Annotated in this window: 16 protein-coding genes; 4 read left to right on the forward strand and 12 right to left on the reverse strand. The window is 66.5% G+C overall.

The window, feature by feature from the left end:
* Positions 1–69 precede the first annotated feature (69 nt).
* The 6 genes from AC5RT8_RS09430 to AC5RT8_RS09455 are packed head-to-tail and all read right to left on the reverse strand — an operon-like array spanning position 70 to position 6,209.
* Positions 70–1,179 carry a Gfo/Idh/MocA family protein gene (locus AC5RT8_RS09430; protein WP_494095443.1) on the reverse strand — a complete coding sequence of 370 codons (1,110 nt, stop codon included), beginning with the start codon at positions 1,177–1,179 and terminating at the stop codon, positions 70–72.
* Entirely contained in the window at positions 1,164–1,859 is a 696-nt protein-coding gene (locus tag AC5RT8_RS09435; protein WP_494095444.1) for a ThuA domain-containing protein, read from the reverse strand. The genes AC5RT8_RS09430 and AC5RT8_RS09435 overlap by 16 nt, the downstream gene beginning before the upstream one ends.
* Positions 1,860–1,892: 33 nt before the next feature.
* Positions 1,893–3,077 (reverse strand): Gfo/Idh/MocA family protein, encoded by a 1,185-nt coding sequence (locus tag AC5RT8_RS09440; protein ID WP_494095848.1) that lies wholly within the window; start codon positions 3,075–3,077, stop codon positions 1,893–1,895.
* 17 nt (positions 3,078–3,094) lie between these two features.
* Positions 3,095–3,982 (reverse strand): carbohydrate ABC transporter permease, encoded by an 888-nt coding sequence (locus AC5RT8_RS09445; protein WP_494095445.1) that lies wholly within the window; start codon positions 3,980–3,982, stop codon positions 3,095–3,097.
* Positions 3,982–4,899, reverse strand: a complete 918-nt coding sequence (locus tag AC5RT8_RS09450) for a carbohydrate ABC transporter permease (protein ID WP_494095446.1) — start codon at positions 4,897–4,899, stop codon at positions 3,982–3,984. Before AC5RT8_RS09450 ends, AC5RT8_RS09445 begins: the two co-directional genes overlap by 1 nt.
* A complete protein-coding gene (locus AC5RT8_RS09455) occupies positions 4,896–6,209 on the reverse strand; it encodes an extracellular solute-binding protein (protein ID WP_494095447.1) in 1,314 nt (437 codons plus the stop codon). Before AC5RT8_RS09455 ends, AC5RT8_RS09450 begins: the two co-directional genes overlap by 4 nt.
* A 315-nt stretch (positions 6,210–6,524) precedes the next feature.
* Between AC5RT8_RS09455 and AC5RT8_RS09460 the strand changes: the two genes are divergently transcribed.
* The 3 genes from AC5RT8_RS09460 (at position 6,525) to AC5RT8_RS09470 (ending at position 9,529) form a co-directional block, all read left to right on the forward strand.
* The gene (locus AC5RT8_RS09460; RefSeq protein ID WP_494095448.1) at positions 6,525–7,541 is read left to right on the forward strand and encodes a LacI family DNA-binding transcriptional regulator; all 1,017 of its coding nucleotides are present in this window, start codon (positions 6,525–6,527) and stop codon (positions 7,539–7,541) included.
* A gap of 117 nt (positions 7,542–7,658) precedes the next feature.
* Entirely contained in the window at positions 7,659–8,855 is a 1,197-nt protein-coding gene (locus tag AC5RT8_RS09465; protein WP_494095449.1) for a glycosyltransferase family 9 protein, read from the forward strand.
* Positions 8,856–8,932: 77 nt separating this feature from the next.
* Positions 8,933–9,529 carry a TetR/AcrR family transcriptional regulator gene (locus AC5RT8_RS09470; protein ID WP_494095450.1) on the forward strand — a complete coding sequence of 199 codons (597 nt, stop codon included), beginning with the start codon at positions 8,933–8,935 and terminating at the stop codon, positions 9,527–9,529.
* An 18-nt stretch (positions 9,530–9,547) separates the two neighbouring features.
* On the opposite strand, the gene AC5RT8_RS09475 is transcribed toward AC5RT8_RS09470, so the two are convergent.
* Genes AC5RT8_RS09475 through AC5RT8_RS09485 form a run of 3 tightly spaced genes read right to left on the reverse strand, consistent with a single transcriptional unit; the run spans position 9,548 to position 13,846 of the window.
* Positions 9,548–11,791 carry a cytochrome P450 gene (locus AC5RT8_RS09475; protein ID WP_494095451.1) on the reverse strand — a complete coding sequence of 748 codons (2,244 nt, stop codon included), beginning with the start codon at positions 11,789–11,791 and terminating at the stop codon, positions 9,548–9,550.
* A gap of 22 nt (positions 11,792–11,813) precedes the next feature.
* Positions 11,814–12,983 (reverse strand): serine hydrolase domain-containing protein, encoded by a 1,170-nt coding sequence (locus AC5RT8_RS09480; protein ID WP_494095452.1) that lies wholly within the window; start codon positions 12,981–12,983, stop codon positions 11,814–11,816.
* A 50-nt stretch (positions 12,984–13,033) separates the two neighbouring features.
* A complete protein-coding gene (locus tag AC5RT8_RS09485) occupies positions 13,034–13,846 on the reverse strand; it encodes an SDR family NAD(P)-dependent oxidoreductase (protein WP_494095453.1) in 813 nt (270 codons plus the stop codon).
* A gap of 236 nt (positions 13,847–14,082) precedes the next feature.
* Between AC5RT8_RS09485 and AC5RT8_RS09490 the strand changes: the two genes are divergently transcribed.
* Positions 14,083–14,310, forward strand: coding sequence for a hexameric tyrosine-coordinated heme protein (locus AC5RT8_RS09490; RefSeq protein WP_494095454.1), 228 nt, complete (start codon positions 14,083–14,085; stop codon positions 14,308–14,310).
* A gap of 19 nt (positions 14,311–14,329) precedes the next feature.
* On the opposite strand, the gene AC5RT8_RS09495 is transcribed toward AC5RT8_RS09490, so the two are convergent.
* From AC5RT8_RS09495 to AC5RT8_RS09505, 3 genes are read right to left on the reverse strand one after another with little or no spacing between them, the layout of a single operon-like run.
* Positions 14,330–14,806 (reverse strand): MaoC family dehydratase, encoded by a 477-nt coding sequence (locus tag AC5RT8_RS09495; RefSeq protein ID WP_494095455.1) that lies wholly within the window; start codon positions 14,804–14,806, stop codon positions 14,330–14,332.
* 53 nt (positions 14,807–14,859) lie between these two features.
* A complete protein-coding gene (locus AC5RT8_RS09500; protein ID WP_494095456.1) occupies positions 14,860–16,056 on the reverse strand; it encodes an acyl-CoA dehydrogenase family protein in 1,197 nt (398 codons plus the stop codon).
* Positions 16,053–16,934: an amidohydrolase family protein gene (locus AC5RT8_RS09505; RefSeq protein ID WP_494095849.1), complete on the reverse strand. Its 882-nt coding sequence runs from the start codon at positions 16,932–16,934 to the stop codon at positions 16,053–16,055. Before AC5RT8_RS09505 ends, AC5RT8_RS09500 begins: the two co-directional genes overlap by 4 nt.
* Positions 16,935–16,946 lie beyond the last annotated feature (12 nt).

Raw genomic sequence — 16,946 nt, forward strand, 5'->3', positions numbered from 1 at the left:
TGTACACCTCCCGTACCCCCTTTGGGGGAGGTTCAGACAACGCGGACCAGTGCAGCCTGCAACGGCCGGCTACGGGACGGCGAGCCGCGACAGGGACGTAAGCGGCACCCCCTGCGGACGTTCCGCGGTGCTGCGAACCGGAATGGACGCACCCTCCGCGGCCGAGCGCAGCAGGGATTCCATCACATCGAGGACGTGGTAGGCGAGGTCGCCGTTGGCACGGTGCTGTTCGCCTGCCGGGGTGAGCGCCATATCGGCGAGTCCGTAGCCGCGGCCCGCACCGATGTACCCGGCACCGGGGGGCAGGCTCTCCCATGCCCCGCCCGGGCCACCGAGCGCGAAGATCGAAACATCCCCGTCGAAGTAGTTGGGATCGGGGACGGTCAGACTGGCCTCCTCACCGTGGATTTCAATATTGGAAGCGCGGGTCTTCACCGCATCAAAACTCATGATCAGCGTGGAGAGGGCTCCGGACTCATGGACCAGCACCCCGGTGACATGCGTGTCGATGGATACCGGTACTGTCTGGCCGGTGCGCGGACCGGTTCCGATGGTGCGCCGGTCACGGGTGTGGCTGGCCGCCCCGATCACCGAGGTGACAGGGCCGAGCAGGGTAACCAGTGCGGTGACGTAGTACGGGCCCATATCCAGGAGCGGCCCGCCGCCCGGCACATAGTAGAAATCCGGATTCGGGTGCCACCGCTCGTGTCCGGGGGTGACCATGGTGGCGACGGCGGAAACGGGCCGTCCGATCAGGCCCTCGTCCACCGCTTTGCGGGCTGTCTGGATGCCCGTGCCGAGCACCGTGTCCGGCGCGCATCCGACCCGGACACCGGCGGCCCGCGCCAGGTCGAGCACATGGCGCGCCTGCACGGTATCCGCTGCGAGGGGCTTTTCCCCGTACACGTGTTTCCCCGCGGAAATTGCCCGTGCAGCCACCTCGGCGTGCGCGGCGGGAATGGTGAGGTTGAGGACCGTGTCTATCTCCGGGTCCGCCAGCAGTTCGTCCACCGTCAGTGCCCGGACATTCTCCTGGGTGTCCGCCACCGCAGCTGCGCGGCGTTCGTCCAGATCAGCCACTGCCTTGAGGCGGACGGAGGGCAGCGAAGGAAGGGTGTCGAGGTATTGCCCCGAGATTGCCCCGCAGCCGACGATTCCCACATTCAACGGCTCGCCCACAGCAAACCCCTTTCGATGATTTGACGCACGTTGGCGTCGTCAAGGATTTCCACCCGGTGTCCCGGGGTGGAGACGAATATGCGGCCCTTGCCCCATTGCCGGGTCCAGATGGCCGGTGAAGTGACCGGACGGTGCCAGGGATCCCACTCGCGGACGGCCTGGGTGGTGGTGGCCAGGACATCGATGTAGTCGTCCGTGAGCACCCAGTACTGTTCGGTGACCAGATCGAAATCACCGATGCCTTCGGTGATCGGATGGTGGGCGGCCGCAGGCAGCATATTGACCCGGTACGGGACGTAATTGTCGGCCTGTTCGCCTTTCCGTTCGTCCGGGTGTTTCCCGGGGTGGCAGGCGAACTGCCCGCCGATCAAATGCAGGTAATCGGCTTCATTGCGGTAGGAGTCTGCAATTCCGCCGTGCCATCCGGCCATGCCGGTACCGGCCTCTATTGCTGCCCGGAGGCCGTGGAATTCGTCCTTTTCAATGGTATTCATCGTGTTGCACTGCACGATGAGGTCAACCCGTTCCATAAAGTCCGCATCTGCATAGACTTTGGGGGATTCCTCGATCCGGAGGTCGAATCCCCGGTCCTGCAGGAACGGGATGAACCGTTCCGTGGCTTCAACCGGTTGGTGGCCGTCCCAGCCGCCGCGGACAATCAGGGCCTGTTTGTTCGTCATCGGGTCTCTTTCCTATGGGTGGGGCTTAGCGGCTCAGACATGCTGCCACGTCGATTCGGCCCCGGCGCTTTGCTCTACTGCGGAGAGGACGGTCTGGACCTGCAGGGCTTCGGCGAAGGACGGCGACGGCGTGCTGCCGGCGGAGATCGCCTGCACCAGATCCGCGGCCTGGTGGATGAAACCGTGCTCGTAGCCCAGGCCATGGCCGGAGGGCCACCAGTGGGCCGTGTAGGGATGTTCCGGCTCGGTGACGTTGATCGTCCTGAATCCGGCCGTTTCCGGCGGTTCGGAGCCGTCGTAGAACTCCAGCGAGTTCATGTTCTGGAAGTCGAACGCCAGCGATCCCAGGCTGCCGTTGATCTCCAGGCGCATCGAGTTCTTACGGCCAAGGGCGAAGCGGGTGGCTTCGAAGACGCCCACGGCGCCCCCGGCAAACCTGGCCGTGAAAACAGCGGCGTCATCCACGGTCACCGGCCCCTTCGCCCCGTCGCTGGCCCCCGCTCCGCCGAGACCGACCAGGGTGCCTCCAACGGGCCGTTCATGGACGAAGGTCTGCAGAATGCCCGAAACGCCGACAATGGGCAGGCCGGACACATACTGGGCGGCGTCGATGCTGTGGGCGCCGATGTCTCCCAAGGCCCCGGAACCGGATTTGCTGCGGTCCAGCCGCCAGGTCAGGGGAGCCAGCTCATTGGATAGCCAGTCCTGCAGGTATTGGGCCCGGATGTGCCGTATGGTACCGATCCTGCCCTGCTCCACCAGCCGCCGGGCCAGCGTGAGGGCGGGGGTCCGCCGGTACGAAAAACCGCACATCGCGAACACCCCCGCGTCCCGGGCAGCCTCGGCGGCGGCAGCCATCCGGCGGGCCTCCTCCACCGTGTTGGCCAGCGGCTTTTCGCACAGCACATGCTTGCCGGCCGCCAGGGCGGCCACGGCTATTTCCGCGTGGGTATCGCCCGGAGTGCAGATATCGATGAGATCGATGTCGTCGCGCTCCACCAGGGCCCGCCAGTCCGTGACGGTCTCGGACCATCCCGTTTTCTCTGCGGCGGCTTCCAGGGCCTGCTTGTTCCGGCCGGCGAGCACGGCCAGTTCCGGCCGCATCGGCAGGTCGAAGAAGCGCGGCGCCGTGCGCCAGGCATGGGAGTGCATGGCCCCCATGAAGGAGTACCCCACCATCCCTATCCGCAGGGCGGGCTTGGAAGCGGAGGCCGCCATGCCGGCGGTGTCCCCGCTCACTTGTTGAACCCTGCCGTGAGGCCGCTGACAAGCTGCCGGCGGGCAAACGCGTACAGGACCACCAGCGGAAGCGTGGAAAGCACCACGGCGGCAAGGACCGCCGGCACATTGACGGTGAATTCGTCCTGGAAGGTCCACAGGGACAGCGGCAGCACCCGCATGTCCGGACTCTGGGTCAGGATCAGCGGGAAAAGGAAACCGTTCCAGACATTCAGCGCGTTGTAAATGCCGATGGTGACCACCGCGGGACGGACCAGCGGGAGGGCCAGGCGCCACATCATGGTGAATTCCGAACAGCCGTCAAGGCGCATCGATTCGAACAGCTCGCGCGGGACGTCCCGCAGGAAATTCGACAGGATCAGCACCGAAATCGGAATGGCGAACGCTATGGACGGCAGTATCAGGGCCAGCAGGGTGTCGTAGAGGTGCGCCCGGGTAATCATGTAGTAGATCGGGATGATGGTTGCCTGCAGCGGAATGGCCAGCCCCAGGAGGAACAGGGTGTGGGCCGAGGCAATGATGCGCCCGGTTCCCCTGACCACCGCGTACGCAGCCATAAAGGAAACGACGACGGCGGGGATGACGCTGCCCAGCGTCACCACCACGCTGTTGAAGAAGTAGCGGACAAAATCCGCTTCCAGGACGGTCCGGTAGTTCGCCATTGTCGGCTCGGTGGGCGGCGCCAGCGGATTGCTGCCGAAGAAGCCGGCCTGGTTTTTCAGGCTGGTGATGACCACGTAGTAAATGGGAAGAATGATCAGTGCCAGCCACACCCAGCCGCCCAGCCCCCCGAGGATATTGGGGGTGCGCCTGGCGGCGCGGTTCCGCCGTGAGGGCCGGCTGACGGGTTCGTGTGTCTGCGGTGACTCGGTAACCAGTGCCATTACGATCCTTCCAGTTGGCTGGCGCCGCGGTTCCTGCCGCCCAGCCGCTGCAGAATGAGGGCCAGCCCGAGTCCGATCACAACGAGGATGACCCCCAGGGCGCTGGCCGCGCCCATATCATTGGCCCGGAAACCCGTGAGATACATGTGCAGGGGCAGGAGCCGGGTGGAATATCCGGGCCCGCCGGCTGTGAGGACGAAGATCAGGTCGAAGTACGCCAAGGATCCGAGGACCATCAGGGTTGACGACGTGATCACCGTGTACTTCAGCTGTGGCAGCGTGATGTGGAAGAACTGCTGCAGGCGGCCCGCACCGTCGATCTGCGCCGCTTCGTAGAACGATGCCGGGATCTGGCGCACCCCGCCCTGATAGATCAGGGTGTGCAGGGGGACAAACTGCCAGGCAATGACGAAGACCACGATGAACAGGACCAGATCGGGGTTGCCCAGCCAGTCCTGTGCCAGGGCCGGGATGCGCAGGCCCGGCCCCACCCCGAAGTTGGGATCCAGAAGGGCCCGGAAGGCGATGGCAACCGCCGCCGAGGAAAGCAGCAGGGGGACGAAGTACAGCACCGCCAGCAAGGCCCGGTACCGCTGCCTTCCGGCCGTGAAGACACCCAGCAGGAGGCTGACCGGAACCTGCACGAGGAGGGAGTAGACCAGAATCTTCACCGTGACGACCAGGGCGTTCAGGGTCACGGAATCCGTGAGGGCAATACGCCAGCTTTCCAGGCCGCCAAACGTGATCTCGCCCAACCCGTTCCACCGGGTGAAACTGAGGAAGACGACGCCGAGCAGCGGAATGACGGCAAAGGTCAGGAAGAAGACCAGGGCCGGGACGACCATCCAGGCCGACGGGCCCTCGGCCCGGGCACCCCGTACAGGGATGCCCGGCTTGGGTTTCAGCAGGGTGCTCATTTGCCGAGGGTTGCGTTCATGTTCTCGGCGAACTGCTCCGGCGTGATTTCGCCGAGAAAGATCTGGTCCAGGTTGGCCAGCATGGCGTCACCCTGTGCGGGGCTCAGCGCCTGGTCCCAGGAGAGCTGGAAGCTCGGGGCGTCCTGCGCCAGGCCGTACACGAACTCCACGAAGTCCTTGTCCTCGGAGGCCGCCAGCTGGTCTTCAATCCCGTTGACCGCGGGGACAGCCCCCGAATCGATCATGGCCTGGGTGTATTCCTCGCTGAACAGGCCGTCCTTGAGGTAATTGAGCGCCGATTCCTTCTGCTCGTCGGAGGCAGTCTCGGAAATCGACCACATATTCGCGGGGTTGCCGACAATGTTCGCGGGATCGCCGGCACCGCCTTCAACGGCAGGGAAGGTGACGAACCCGACGTCCCCCGATTCGACGAAGTCCGGTGCGTCCTTCTTCAGGTTCTGGTAGATCCAGCCGCCGTGGAGCATCATGGCTGCCTTGTCCGTGTAGAGGAGTGCGCTGTCGGCGCCGGCGTCGGCAGCGATGGAGGAGAACCCGTTAATGAACCCGCCGGCGTCGGCCAGTTCCTGGATCTTGGTGAGTGCCTCGATGACTGCCGGGTCTGACCAGGCGTCTTCCTTGCCGTCCAGGATCGCCTGGAACACCTCGGGGCCGCCGATCCGGTCCACCAGGTAGGACAGCCACATGAGGTTGGGCCACTTGGACTGGCCGGCAAGTGAGAAGGGGGCGATGCCTGCCTCATTGAACTTGGGCACCAGCGCCATCAGTTCGTCCCAGGTGCGCGGCGGCTCCACGCCGACCTTTTCGAAGAGTTCCTTGTTGTAGTACAGGACCACCGGCTGCATGTTGTTGTTGGGCAGGGCGTAGGTCTTGCCGTCAATCACGCCGTTTTCCAGCACCGAGGGGATGTACCGGTCCTTCACCTCGGGGTTGTCGGCCAGGAACTGGTCGAGTTCGCTGACGTGGCCCGCGTCGACGTAGGACTTCAGGACGCCGCCGCCCCAGCCGTAAATAAAGGTTGGACCTTCACCGGCGCCGATGGCGGTGCGGACCTTGGTCTTGTAGGCATCGTTGGCAAAGAATTCCTGGTTGATGCTGTCATCGGCATTTTCTTCGTTCCACCGCTCCACCGACGAGCGGAAAATATCTTCGCTGCTGCCGGTAAGCGCCCACATGCTCGGAGACTCGGAGTCCGCAGCGGGGTCGGAGGGGCCGCCGGATCCGCAGGCCGCCAGGCCAACAGCAAGGGTGAGCGCGGAGGCGGTTGCCATCAGGGAAGTGCGTTTCTTCATGATCATCAGTTCTTCCGTAAGTCGACTCAACCGGCGGCATGCCGGCTGGCTGAAGTGGGCGGGTCAACTCCGCGGGTACACGGCGGTTGACCGCCACGCTGCGGAAGAGATATCGAAAAATTTTCGATAAAAACAACTAACGGGGGTAAAGTTATCTACATCACATTCTTCCGTCAAGGGTTTGATCCCATTCAGTTGCTTTGGCTTCTTGGCCACACTGCTTGCCGCTCGGAGGCTCCTGGCCGAGACGGGGAGGCCGGACATCGATCGAAAGGTTTCGGAACGTTGCCTGATGCAGGAAACATGCGGGGCAAGGTGACGCTTGCTTCTGTCGCGGCGCTGGCAGGCGTTTCGGTGCCTACGGTCTCCAAGGTGGTCAACAACCGGGGCGACGTCGCTCCAGCCACCCGCAGGCGGATCCTCGATGTGCTGGACCGTGCCGGCTACCTTCCCCCCGGCCAGCGGCGCACGCCGGCACCGACGCTTCCGCGGACCATCGAGGTGGTGGTCGACAGTGTTACCAGCGCTTACTACGCCGAGGTCATGGACGGGATCCTCGAATGCGCCGAAAGCAACGGGGCCGAGGTTGTGCTTTCCACGACCCGCCCGACCCGCCATCCCGCGGAGGACAAGGCCGAACGGATGCGGGGAATGGGCCGGCGCGGACTCCTGCTGGTCACCTCACGGTGGTCCTCCGCACAAATCAAAACGGTTCAGAACCGCGGCATCGCCGTGGTGGTCATCGATCCGATCAACCCCTCGGGGCCGGGGGTGTCCAGCGTGGGCGCAACCAACTGGGCAGGCGGCAAGGCGGCGACGGAGCATCTGCTGGACCTCGGGCACACGCGGATCGGCTTCATCGGGGGTCCGGCCAGTGCAGAGTGCAGCCAGGACCGCGAGCACGGCTACATGGCCGCCCTGCTGGAACGCGGGATTCCCCTCGAGGAGGACTATGTCCTGGCGGGCAACTTTGGTGCAGAGTCGGGCAGCCGGGCCCTGGCTCGACTCCTCGCCCTCGAGCGCCCGCCCCAGGCCGTCTTCGCGGCCTCCGACAGCATTGCCCTCGGTGTCCTCGGCCGGGCCCGCCTGCAGGGCATCTCGGTTCCCCGGGACCTGAGCGTGGTGGGATTCGACGGCACCTACATCGGCGAGCAGGCGGTGCCCCAGCTCACCACCGTTGCCCAGCCGCTGCGTGAGATGGGACGGACCGCCGTCCGGGCGCTGCTGCGCGAAATGGGCGGGGATACCCCGGATTCCACCCGGGTTGAGCTGGCCACACGGCTCATCGTCCGTTCATCCACCGCACCGGCACCGCTCGGAAGCCAGCCCTGACCCGGGACAGCAACCGCCGGCCGGATGCGGCGGGTGGGAGGATCACCCGTTGACAGTGCGGCACCCGGCCCTAGGGTGGTGGCCAGCAGACCCGGCGGCAGCGACCGAAGGACATACATGGCAACGCAGGCGTCGTCATCCGAAGGGCAAGGACGGCAGGGGGAAGCCCAAGCTGACGGGCCGCAGCACGGATTCCGCCGCGGTGTGGGACCGGTGGGAGCACGGTTCCCGGGCGTCGGGAAAATCGCGGTACTTCGCGGCGGAGGGTTGGGGGACCTGATGTTCGTGCTGCCCGCGGTCGAAGCGCTCGCCGCCGCGTACCCGGCCGCGTCCATCACGCTGCTCGGCACGGCGCTGCATGCCGCGCTGCTGCGCGGGCGTCCGGGACCGGTGCACCGGGTGGAGGTGCTGCCGGCCGCCCCCGGAATTGCCTCCGGACCGGAGGATCCGCAGGCCGTGGAGGCGTTCCTGGGCAGGATGCGGCAGGAGGGGTTTGACCTGGCGGTGCAGGTGCACGGCGGCGGCCGCAACTCCAACCCCTTCCTACTGGGTCTGGGGGCCCGCCACACCGTGGGAACCCGCACCCCCGACGCCGCCGCCCTGGAGCGCACGGTTCCCTACATTTACTACCAGCACGAGGTGTTCCGGGCACTGGAGGTGGCCGGACTGGCCGGTGCCGCTCCCGTCAGCCTGGAACCGGAGCTGTCCGTCCACGTCGGCGAGGCCGCGGCGGCGCGGGCCCTGCTGGTGCCGGGCCGGCGGCTGGTGACCCTTCATCCCGGTGCCACGGACCCGCGGCGGCGGTGGCCGGCGTCGAACTTCGCGGAGCTGGCGGTGCATGCCGCCGGCCGGGGGTGCCAGGTAGTGGTGGTGGGCGACGACGCCGACAGGGACCTGGCGCAGCAGGTTGTGGACCTCGCGCTCGCCGTCGCCGGCCCGGATGCACCTATCCGTTCGGTCGCCGGCGACCTGGGCATCGGCACGCTCGCAGGCCTGCTGCAGGCCAGCGCCGTGATGGTGGGTAACGACAGCGGGCCCCGGCACCTGGCCCAGGCCGTCGGCGCAGCCACGGTGGGGATCTATTGGTTCGGCAACGTGGTCAACGCCGGGGCCATCGGCCGCGCCCGGCACCGGGTGCACATGTCCTGGGTGTCGGAGTGCCCCGTCTGCAAGGCGGATGTCACGCAGGTCGGCTGGACGGCGGAGCGGTGTGAACATGATGACTCGTTTGTGGCCCGGGTGCGGGCAGCCGACGTATGGGCCGACGTCGAGGAACTGCTGGGACAGCGCCGGGAGGAAGCCCCGGCCCGCTAAGGTCGGGGTATGCACATTTGCTATCGGCCGTTCCGTCAGCTGCCCGGCGGCGTTCCCTGCGGCGCGGCGGGCAGCCGATGAACCTGCGCGAGCAGCAGCGGAGCGAAACCCGGCAGCGGTTCATCGACACCGCCATGCGGCTGTTCCAGGAGCAGGGGTTTTCCGCCACCAGCATGAACCAGATTGCGGTTGCCGCCGGCGGAAGCCGGGCCAATCTCTACCTGCATTTCCGCAACAAGCCGGAACTGGTCATGGCCAAGATGCGGGACATTGAAGAGGAAATTACTGACGGTTACCGCCGGCTGGACGAGCTGCCGGAGCATGATTTTGCTGCCCTGCGCGGCTGGCTGGTGGATACCCGGCAGCTCTGGTCCCGGTACAGCATCGAATTCGCTGCCATGGAACAGGCCATGGCAGCGGACACCGCGGTGGCGGACGAGTGGCTCGGCATGCTGCGCCGGGTCAGCGGCTCCATGCGCCAGCTCTACCGGTCCTGCTCCTCGGAACAGGACCGGGAAGAGCTCCAGACCCATCTGGTGACGTTCATGATGAGCCTGGACCGCAACTTCTACTTCCTCTATGTCCGCGGACACCAGGACCGGCATGAGCTGGTGCTCGATGCGCTCGCCCGCCAGCTCATGAGCCTCTTCGCCGACCGCTTTACCGTCCGGTAGGCGGACCGACCCACCCGCTTACCGGTCCAGGACCAGCCGGGGGCAGCCCCGTTCGGCACGCGAGACGCAGATCATCAGCGTCTCGTTCGCGTCCTGCTCGTCCGGAGTGAGAATCGAATCGCGGTGGTCGGCGCGGCCGGCCGTGATCCGGGTTTCGCAGGTGCCGCAGGTACCGGTCCGGCAGGAGGAAATGACGGGCAGCCCGGCCCGGTCCGCGGCCTCGAGGATGCTTTCGTCCGCCCCCACCTCCACGGTGACGCCGGAGGCGGCGAATTCCACCTCGAAGGCATTGTCCGGTTCGGTGCGCTCGAGTGTTTTCGCGGCGAACCGCTCCACCCGCAGGGATCCTTTGCGCCAGTGGGCGGAATGGGTTTCCACGGCCCGGAGCACCGGTTCGGGTCCGCAGCAGTAGATGAGCGTGTCCTCCCGGACATCGCGAAGCAGCCCCGGCAGGTCCATGAGTCCGTGGGTGTCCTGCGGCACCAGGGTGACCCGGTCCCCGTAGGCGGCGAGTTCCTCCAGGAACGCCATCGACGTGCGTGTCCGTCCGCCGTACATCAGTTCCCACTCGGCGCCGGAGGCCTCCGCTTCCCGGATCATCGCCAGGATCGGGGTGATGCCGATGCCGCCGGCAATGAACAGGTACTTCGGCGACGGCGCGAAACGGAAGTTGTTCCGCGGCCAGGACACGGTGACCGTGCTGCCCTGGTGCAGGGTGCGGTGCACCGCGAGCGAGCCGCCGCGTCCGGCGTCGGACCGCAGCACGCCCACCCGGTAGGCGGAGGTGTTGTCCGGATCCGAGCACAGCGAGTACTGGCGCACCAATGTCTCCGGCTCGCCCGGCACATGCAGGTCGATGTGGGCACCGGGCTTCCAGCCGGGCAATGCGCCTCCGTCGGGGTGGCCCAGGAGCAGGGAGACCACGCCGTCGGATTCCTCCCTGCGCTCGAGGATGCGCAGGTTCAGGGTGCGCACGGCGCGTTCCCGGGAGCGGGCAACGTCCGCCACGTCCCAATGCACGTTCAGCGAACGGCGCGCAGGCAGCAGGGCGAACCGGACGAAGTCCACGGCGTCGGCGTCGTCCGGCCGCAGCGAGGGCAGGCGTTCGTACAGCACCTTGAGTCCGGCGGCGCCCTGGACCCGGGCAAGCGGATTGCCCAGGCACTTGTGCCGGCCCGTGGAGAAGGCCAGATGGTCCGTGGGATCCGGGCGGTGGATGTCGAAGGCAAACGGGCTGTCCACGTGGGCCGGATCGGTGTTGACCGAGGCAAGGGCCAGCCAGACCATATCCCCGGCCTTGATCTGCGCACCGCCCAGTTCAATGTCGATGTTGGACCGGCGGGAAGCGAACGTGGAGGAAGGCCGGCGGCGGACGGTTTCCTCAAAGACCCGCGGCCAGAGCTCGGGTTCGGCCAGGGCATCCTCCCGCGACTGCGGGTTTGCGGCCAGGAACAGTACGGCGTTGGCCATGGCCTGGGCGGTGGTGTCGGTGCCTGCCGCGGCAAACTCGGTCAGGTGCACGGCGATCTGGTCCGCGCCGAGGGCATATCCGCCGTCCTCGTTCCGGGCGGAGGCCATCACGCTGATCAGGTCGCCGGCGCGTGAATCCCGGCGTGATTCGATGATGTCCCGCAGCACCAGGTTGGCCTCGGTATAGCGCTTCCAGACCTCGGAGCGCCTCGGCTCCGGGAACGGTTCCTGTGCCGAGGCCAGGATCTGGAAGAAATCGTCGCGGAGCTGCCGCATCATCGGGTCATACTGGTAGTCCAGGTCCATCAGGGCCATCAGGGTCTGGGTGGTCAGCTCGAGGCAGTAGTCCTCCAGCAGGTTGCCCTTGCCCTGGTCCTCGAACCCGTCGATGATGCGGTGCGCGCGGGACTCGATTTCCGGCTGCAGCGCGTCCATGCGTTCCTGCAGGAAGCCCAGCTGGGCCACGCTGCGGGCCGTGGTGTGGCCGGGCGGATCCGAACCGACGAGGATGCGGGACATCAGTTCGGCCGGAATGGTGGACTGGTAGGCCTCCGGCACCTCGATCAGCCCTCCGTTCGACGCGGAGGAGAACTTCTGCCAGTCGGAGAGCACGGTCAGGGCATCCTCGCGGCGGGTGACAATCCAGGCGTTCAGGTGCGGATAGAAGAAGGTGGGGGTCTCGTCACGGACTTCGGCGAAGTGGGCGGCCGGATCACGGTAATAGGCGTCGCCCATGGCGTCGAAGCCGTGGGCCACAGGGCACTTGGACGGAGCGGCTGGAGCAGCGGTCATGGCGGTTTCCTTGGAAGCGGGGTCAGAGGGCGGCGGCGACGGCGAGCGTCGACATTTTCTGGAAGCGGGCCACGTTCTCGCCTTCATCCATCACACCGGAGGAGAGGAACACGAACGTGAGGTCACGCTCCGGATCCACCCAGAACAGCGTGGAGCCGGCACCGTAGTTCCCGAACGTCCGGGGGCTGGTGAACGGGCCGAAGAAGGTGGGGGCGGTGCCGGTGCCGGACAGGGAGAAACCGAGTCCGAAGTTGCCGCGCGGGGTTTCCCAGCCCCGCATGGCGGCAATGCCGGCATACAGGTCGTTGGGCATGTCCCCGGTCTGCAGCGTGGTGGCAGCGTCGATCACTGCCGGCGCCAGCAGCTGCCCGCCGGCGACGGCGCCGCGGTTGCGGAACAGTTCGGCAAACCGGAACACGTCGTCCACGGTGGAGGTGGCCCCGACCCAGGGCATCTCGGCGTCTTCGGTGATGTAGGTGTTCAGACACTCGATATCCTCCGGCGCCAGCCAGCCGTCGTCGGGCACGTAGACCTTCAGCGGGACCGCACGTCCGCTCTTCCCGGAGGGCAGCCCGAAGGCAGTGTCGTGCATCCCCAGGGGTTCGAAGACCAGGTCCCGCGCCAGGTCGCGGAAGTGCTCGTAGCCGTAGGCCCGGCGCACCATTTCGCCGATCAACGCGTGGTTGATGGACGGGGCGTAGTTCAGGTTGCTGCCGGGTTCGTTGACCACGTCCACGCTGCCCAGGGCGGCGATGACGTCGGCCAGGACGCCGAAGCGTTCCGCCGGGAGACCGGGATCCGGGGTGGCCGGCATCCCGGAGCGGTGCGTGAGCAGGTGGGCGAGGTTGATTTTGTCCTTGCGCACCGCGCGGAACCGGTCCGTTCCGAAGAACTCGGGAATCAGGTCGACGACGCGGGTGGACAGTGCGAGCCTGCCCTCGCCCAGGGCACGGTAGGCCAGTGTGTTGGTGAAGGCCTTGGACATGGACAGGATGCGGTAGACATCGCCGCGTGCAGTGGGCCGGCCGGACTCCCGGTCGGCGAACCCGTAACTGCCCTGCAGTCCGATCCGGCCGTGGCGGGCGACGATGATATTCACGCCGTCGTAGTCCCCGCGCTGGATGTCGGCTTCGATGGTGTCTTCAAGGGTTTTCAGGGCAGAGGAATTCAATCCCTCAACGGTGGTGATCATGGTGCCTTCCGGGGGTGCTGCGGTCTGTGGCGGAGGAAGCTTGATGCGGGTCAGGACATGAGGGCGCCGCCGGACGGCGAGAGCACCTGCCCCGTGTAGTGGGCGCCGGCGTCGGAGGCCAGGAAGACCAGGGTCCGGGCAATCTCTTCCGGTTCCGCGAGCCGCTTGAGGGGCTGCAGCGCCAGCAGCGCCTGCACGTGCTCCTCTCCGGACTGGGTCAGCAGGGGAGTGTTGATGCCCGCCGGCGCCAGGGCATTGACCCGGATGCCGAACGGAGCCAGCTCACCGGCGGTGGTGCGGGTCATTCCGACGACGGCGGCCTTTGACGCGGGGTAGTAGGTGGGCATGGGCAGGCCCACGAGTCCGGCCACCGAGGCGAAGTTGACGACGGCGCCCCCGCCGGCGGCCTTCAGCAGCGGGACGGCGGCACGCAGGCAGTAGAAGGTGCCGTACACATTGATGCGCATGACGCGGTCGAAGTCCTCGTCCGGGATCTCCGTAATGAACTCGGGGCTGAAGGCTTCCCCGGCCTTCATGGCCGCCAGCATCCGGTGGTTGATGCCGTCCAGCCACTCGGTGGCCTGCCGGTGCGGCGTGTTTACGCCGGCCGCGTTGATGAGCACGTCCAGGCGTCCCTGCTCATCCGCCACCCGGCGGAAGGCGGCGGTGACGGCAGCCGAGTCGGCTATGTCCACGGCCATCCCCGTGGCGTGCGGTTCCCCGGCGAATTCACGGTCTACCGCTTCCTGGGAGATATCCAGCGCGTAGACCGTGGCGCCCTCGGCCAGGAAGGCCCGGGCGGCCGCCAGGCCCATCCCCGAACCGGCTCCGGTAATGACGGCAATCTTGTCCTGCAGGTCCACTCGAACTCCTCTGATATGTGACGTGACCCACATCATGCCAGTTTGAGTAGACAGGTGTCCAGTGAAAGTCCATGCCTTTCTGCGGTCGCTGCAGGGAGGCGGCCCGAAGGTTAATAGCGCGGACGTGGGCACCAAAGCGGTGCAAGCACTTGAGCTGCGGCTTCCTCGGGCCTGAAACTGATGGCGACGGGTGCATCCGCCGGCGTCCGCCAACCCGCTGAGACAGGACGGACATCATGGAACTTGTTCCGAACAATTCCCTTAAATGCGCAACCCCCGAAGAGGGGCGCCAGCTGGCGGTAAACATGGCGATGCAGACCGCCTTTGCGATCCAGCCGGACGGGCAGGCGGAACACATCATCCGCGACGCCTACGCCAACAACCCGGACGGCATTATTGCGGCCTCGCATGTGGTTGCGGTGGAGTTCGCCACGGTGGCGGCCGCGAACAACTACTGGCGCTAAGCCGCCTGCACCTCGCGGGCTAGGCGTACAGCCGGCTGAGGAACCGGGCAATGACCGCGGGACGCTCTTCGCCCTCGATCTCGATGGTCAGGTCGGCGACCACGTGCAGGCCGTTGCCCTTGACTTCCTGGACGTCGGCGATGACGGCGCTCATCCGGATGCGGGATCCAACCTTCACCGGGGACGTGAACCGGACCTTGTCCAGGCCGTAGTTCACCTTGGTCTTGACCCCCGTGACGTCCAGCAGCTCGACCCACATGGGGATCAGCAGGGACAGGGTGAGGAAGCCGTGCGCAATCGGACCGCCGAACGGTCCGTCCTTCGCGCGCTCGGGGTCCACGTGGATCCACTGGTGGTCATCGGTGGCATCGGCGAAGGTGTCCACCTGGCCCTGGGTTACTTCGCGGAAATCGGAGTAGCCGAGGTTCTTTTCGACGAGGTTTTTGACCTCTTCGAAAGCGACAACGGTTTTGGCGGCGGCGGGTGCTTCAGTCATGTTCTGTCTCCTGGGGGTGTTGTTCGGTGGTGCCCGGTCCGGATGGGCCCGGCCTAGGTGAAGGCGCTGGTGCCGGTGACTGCCCGGCCGACCACGAGCGCATTGATTTCATGGGTTCCCTCGTAGGAATAGACGGCCTCGGCGTCGGCATGGAAACGGGCGACGTCGGCGGCCAGGGTGATGCCGTTGCCGCCCGCCAGCTCGCGGGCCAGTGCCACCGTTTCGCGCATGTGCAGGCTGATCCACATCTTTGCCAGGGCGGAATCTTCATCCCGGAAAATGCCCTCCTGCTGCCGTTCGGCCAGCCCGGCCACCAGGTTCAGGGAGGCGGTGACGTTGCCGAGCATGCGGGCAAGTTTTTCCTGCACCAGCTGGAAACTTCCCAGCGGCCGGCCGAACTGTTCGCGGCGGCGGACATACCGCAGCGCCGCCTCGTAGGCGCCGGCCTGGATGCCCGTGGCAATCCAGGCCACGTCCGAACGCATGACCCGGAGCATTGCCGCGACATCCCGGAAGGAATTCACGTTGCCGAGGCGGAGGGATTCAGGAACCCGGACGCCGTCGAGGTGGATATCCGCGTTCTGCATCATCCGCAGGGAGGTTTTGCCGCGGATTTTCTCCAGCCGCACCCCGGGCGCCTCACGGTCCACGAGGAACCCCTTGACCTGCCCGTCCGACTCGTCCCGGGCAAACACCGCGAGGTAGTCGGCAGTGGATGCGCCGCCGATCCACCGTTTCGCGCCGTCCAGGATCCATCCGCCGCCCTCGCGGCGCGCCGTCGTCGCCAGACCGCCGGCGATGTCCGAGCCGTGCCCGGGTTCCGTCAGGCAGAAGACGCCGGTCATGGCAAAGGAGGTGATGCGCGGGTCCCACTCGGCGAACTGCTCAGGAGTGCCGCCCACCCGGCACGCGGTGCGGAACAGGCCCGCCTGCGCCGTGTAATAGGTGGCCAGGGACGCGTCGGTACGCGCCAGTTCGAAGATCCGGAAGCCGTGGTAGAGGGCCCGGGGCTCGGCTCCTGCGGCCGTCAGCTCCGGGGGCGCCATGAGGTTCAGTTCCCGCAGCGGGGCGTCCAGCTGGTGGGGGAATTCCCCGGCCTCCCAGTATTCGGCCAGCAGGGGAGCGGCCTGCTCCTCCAATGCCCGGCGCAGACGGCGCAGCGGCGCCTTCTCGGCCTCCGTCAGCCGTCCTTCAACGTTGAGGGGATCGCAGTCCGCGTACAGGCGGGCCTCCGTCAGCACTTCGCTCATGCGGTCCCTCCCGTCGCAGCGGACGACGGCGCCGGGCCCACCGTCCGCTCCAGGCCGAGCAGGCGGACGGCGTTGTCCTTGAGGATCTTCGGCCGGACCTCGTCCTTGAAGCTCTGCTGCTCGAAGGCGCCGAGCCACTTCTGCGGCGTCAGCAGGGGATAGTCCGTGCCGAACAGGACCTTGTCCTGCAGCATGGTGTTGGAAGCGCGGACCAGTGACTCGGGGAAGTACTTCGGCGACCAGCCGGAGAGATCGATCCACACGTTGGCCTTGTGCGTGGCAATGGAGTTGGCTTCGTCCTGCCATGGCACCGAGGGGTGGGCCATGATGACCTGCAGGTCGGGGAAGTCAGCCGCGACGGCGTCCAGCAGCAGGGGGTTGGAATATGCCAGCTTGATGCCGTAGCCGCCCGGAAGGCCGGCGCCCATGCCGTTCTGTCCCGTGTGGAACAGCGCCGGCACGCCCAGGGCGGAGATCGCCGCATACAGCGGATAAAACTGCTGATCCGACGGGTCGAAGCCCTGCAGCGACGGGTGGAACTTGAAGCCCTTGACGCCGTAGTCCTCGACGAGCATCCGGGCGCGGTCTACGGCACGGCTGCCCTGCAGCGGATCCACGGACCCGAACGGAATCAGGACGTCGTTGTTGCGTGCGGCGCCCTCGGCGATTTCCTCGATGGAGTTCGGTTCATGGCCCAGGGCAGTGGTCGCATCCACGGTGAAGACGACGGCGGCCATCTTCCAGGCGCGGTAGCGTTCAGCGATGGTGTCCAGTGAGGGGCTGCGGTCCTCGGACTTGAAGTACTTGGCGGACGCTTCGGTCAGCGGTGCCGGCAGCGAGGGATGGCCGTGGTCCGAGCATTCGATATGCACGTGCATGTCGATGGCATC

The sequence above is a fragment of the Arthrobacter sp. Ms25 genome, assembly GCF_059090365.1.

What these genes read in the sequence shown, in the direction of transcription:
- AC5RT8_RS09435 (WP_494095444.1), bottom strand. Translation starts at nt 1,859, where the DNA reads ATGACGAACAAACAGGCCCTGATTGTCCGCGGCGGCTGGGACGGCCAC.
- AC5RT8_RS09440 (WP_494095848.1), bottom strand. Translation starts at nt 3,077, where the DNA reads ATGGCGGCCTCCGCTTCCAAGCCCGCCCTGCGGATAGGGATGGTGGGG.
- AC5RT8_RS09445 (WP_494095445.1), bottom strand. Translation starts at nt 3,982, where the DNA reads ATGGCACTGGTTACCGAGTCACCGCAGACACACGAACCCGTCAGCCGG.
- AC5RT8_RS09450 (WP_494095446.1), bottom strand. Translation starts at nt 4,899, where the DNA reads ATGAGCACCCTGCTGAAACCCAAGCCGGGCATCCCTGTACGGGGTGCC.
- AC5RT8_RS09455 (WP_494095447.1), bottom strand. Translation starts at nt 6,209, where the DNA reads ATGAAGAAACGCACTTCCCTGATGGCAACCGCCTCCGCGCTCACCCTT.
- AC5RT8_RS09465 (WP_494095449.1), top strand. Translation starts at nt 7,659, where the DNA reads ATGGCAACGCAGGCGTCGTCATCCGAAGGGCAAGGACGGCAGGGGGAA.
- AC5RT8_RS09470 (WP_494095450.1), top strand. Translation starts at nt 8,933, where the DNA reads ATGAACCTGCGCGAGCAGCAGCGGAGCGAAACCCGGCAGCGGTTCATC.
- AC5RT8_RS09475 (WP_494095451.1), bottom strand. Translation starts at nt 11,791, where the DNA reads ATGACCGCTGCTCCAGCCGCTCCGTCCAAGTGCCCTGTGGCCCACGGC.
- AC5RT8_RS09480 (WP_494095452.1), bottom strand. Translation starts at nt 12,983, where the DNA reads ATGATCACCACCGTTGAGGGATTGAATTCCTCTGCCCTGAAAACCCTT.
- AC5RT8_RS09490 (WP_494095454.1), top strand. Translation starts at nt 14,083, where the DNA reads ATGGAACTTGTTCCGAACAATTCCCTTAAATGCGCAACCCCCGAAGAG.
- AC5RT8_RS09495 (WP_494095455.1), bottom strand. Translation starts at nt 14,806, where the DNA reads ATGACTGAAGCACCCGCCGCCGCCAAAACCGTTGTCGCTTTCGAAGAG.
- AC5RT8_RS09500 (WP_494095456.1), bottom strand. Translation starts at nt 16,056, where the DNA reads ATGAGCGAAGTGCTGACGGAGGCCCGCCTGTACGCGGACTGCGATCCC.
- AC5RT8_RS09505 (WP_494095849.1), bottom strand. Translation starts at nt 16,934, where the DNA reads ATGCACGTGCATATCGAATGCTCGGACCACGGCCATCCCTCGCTGCCG.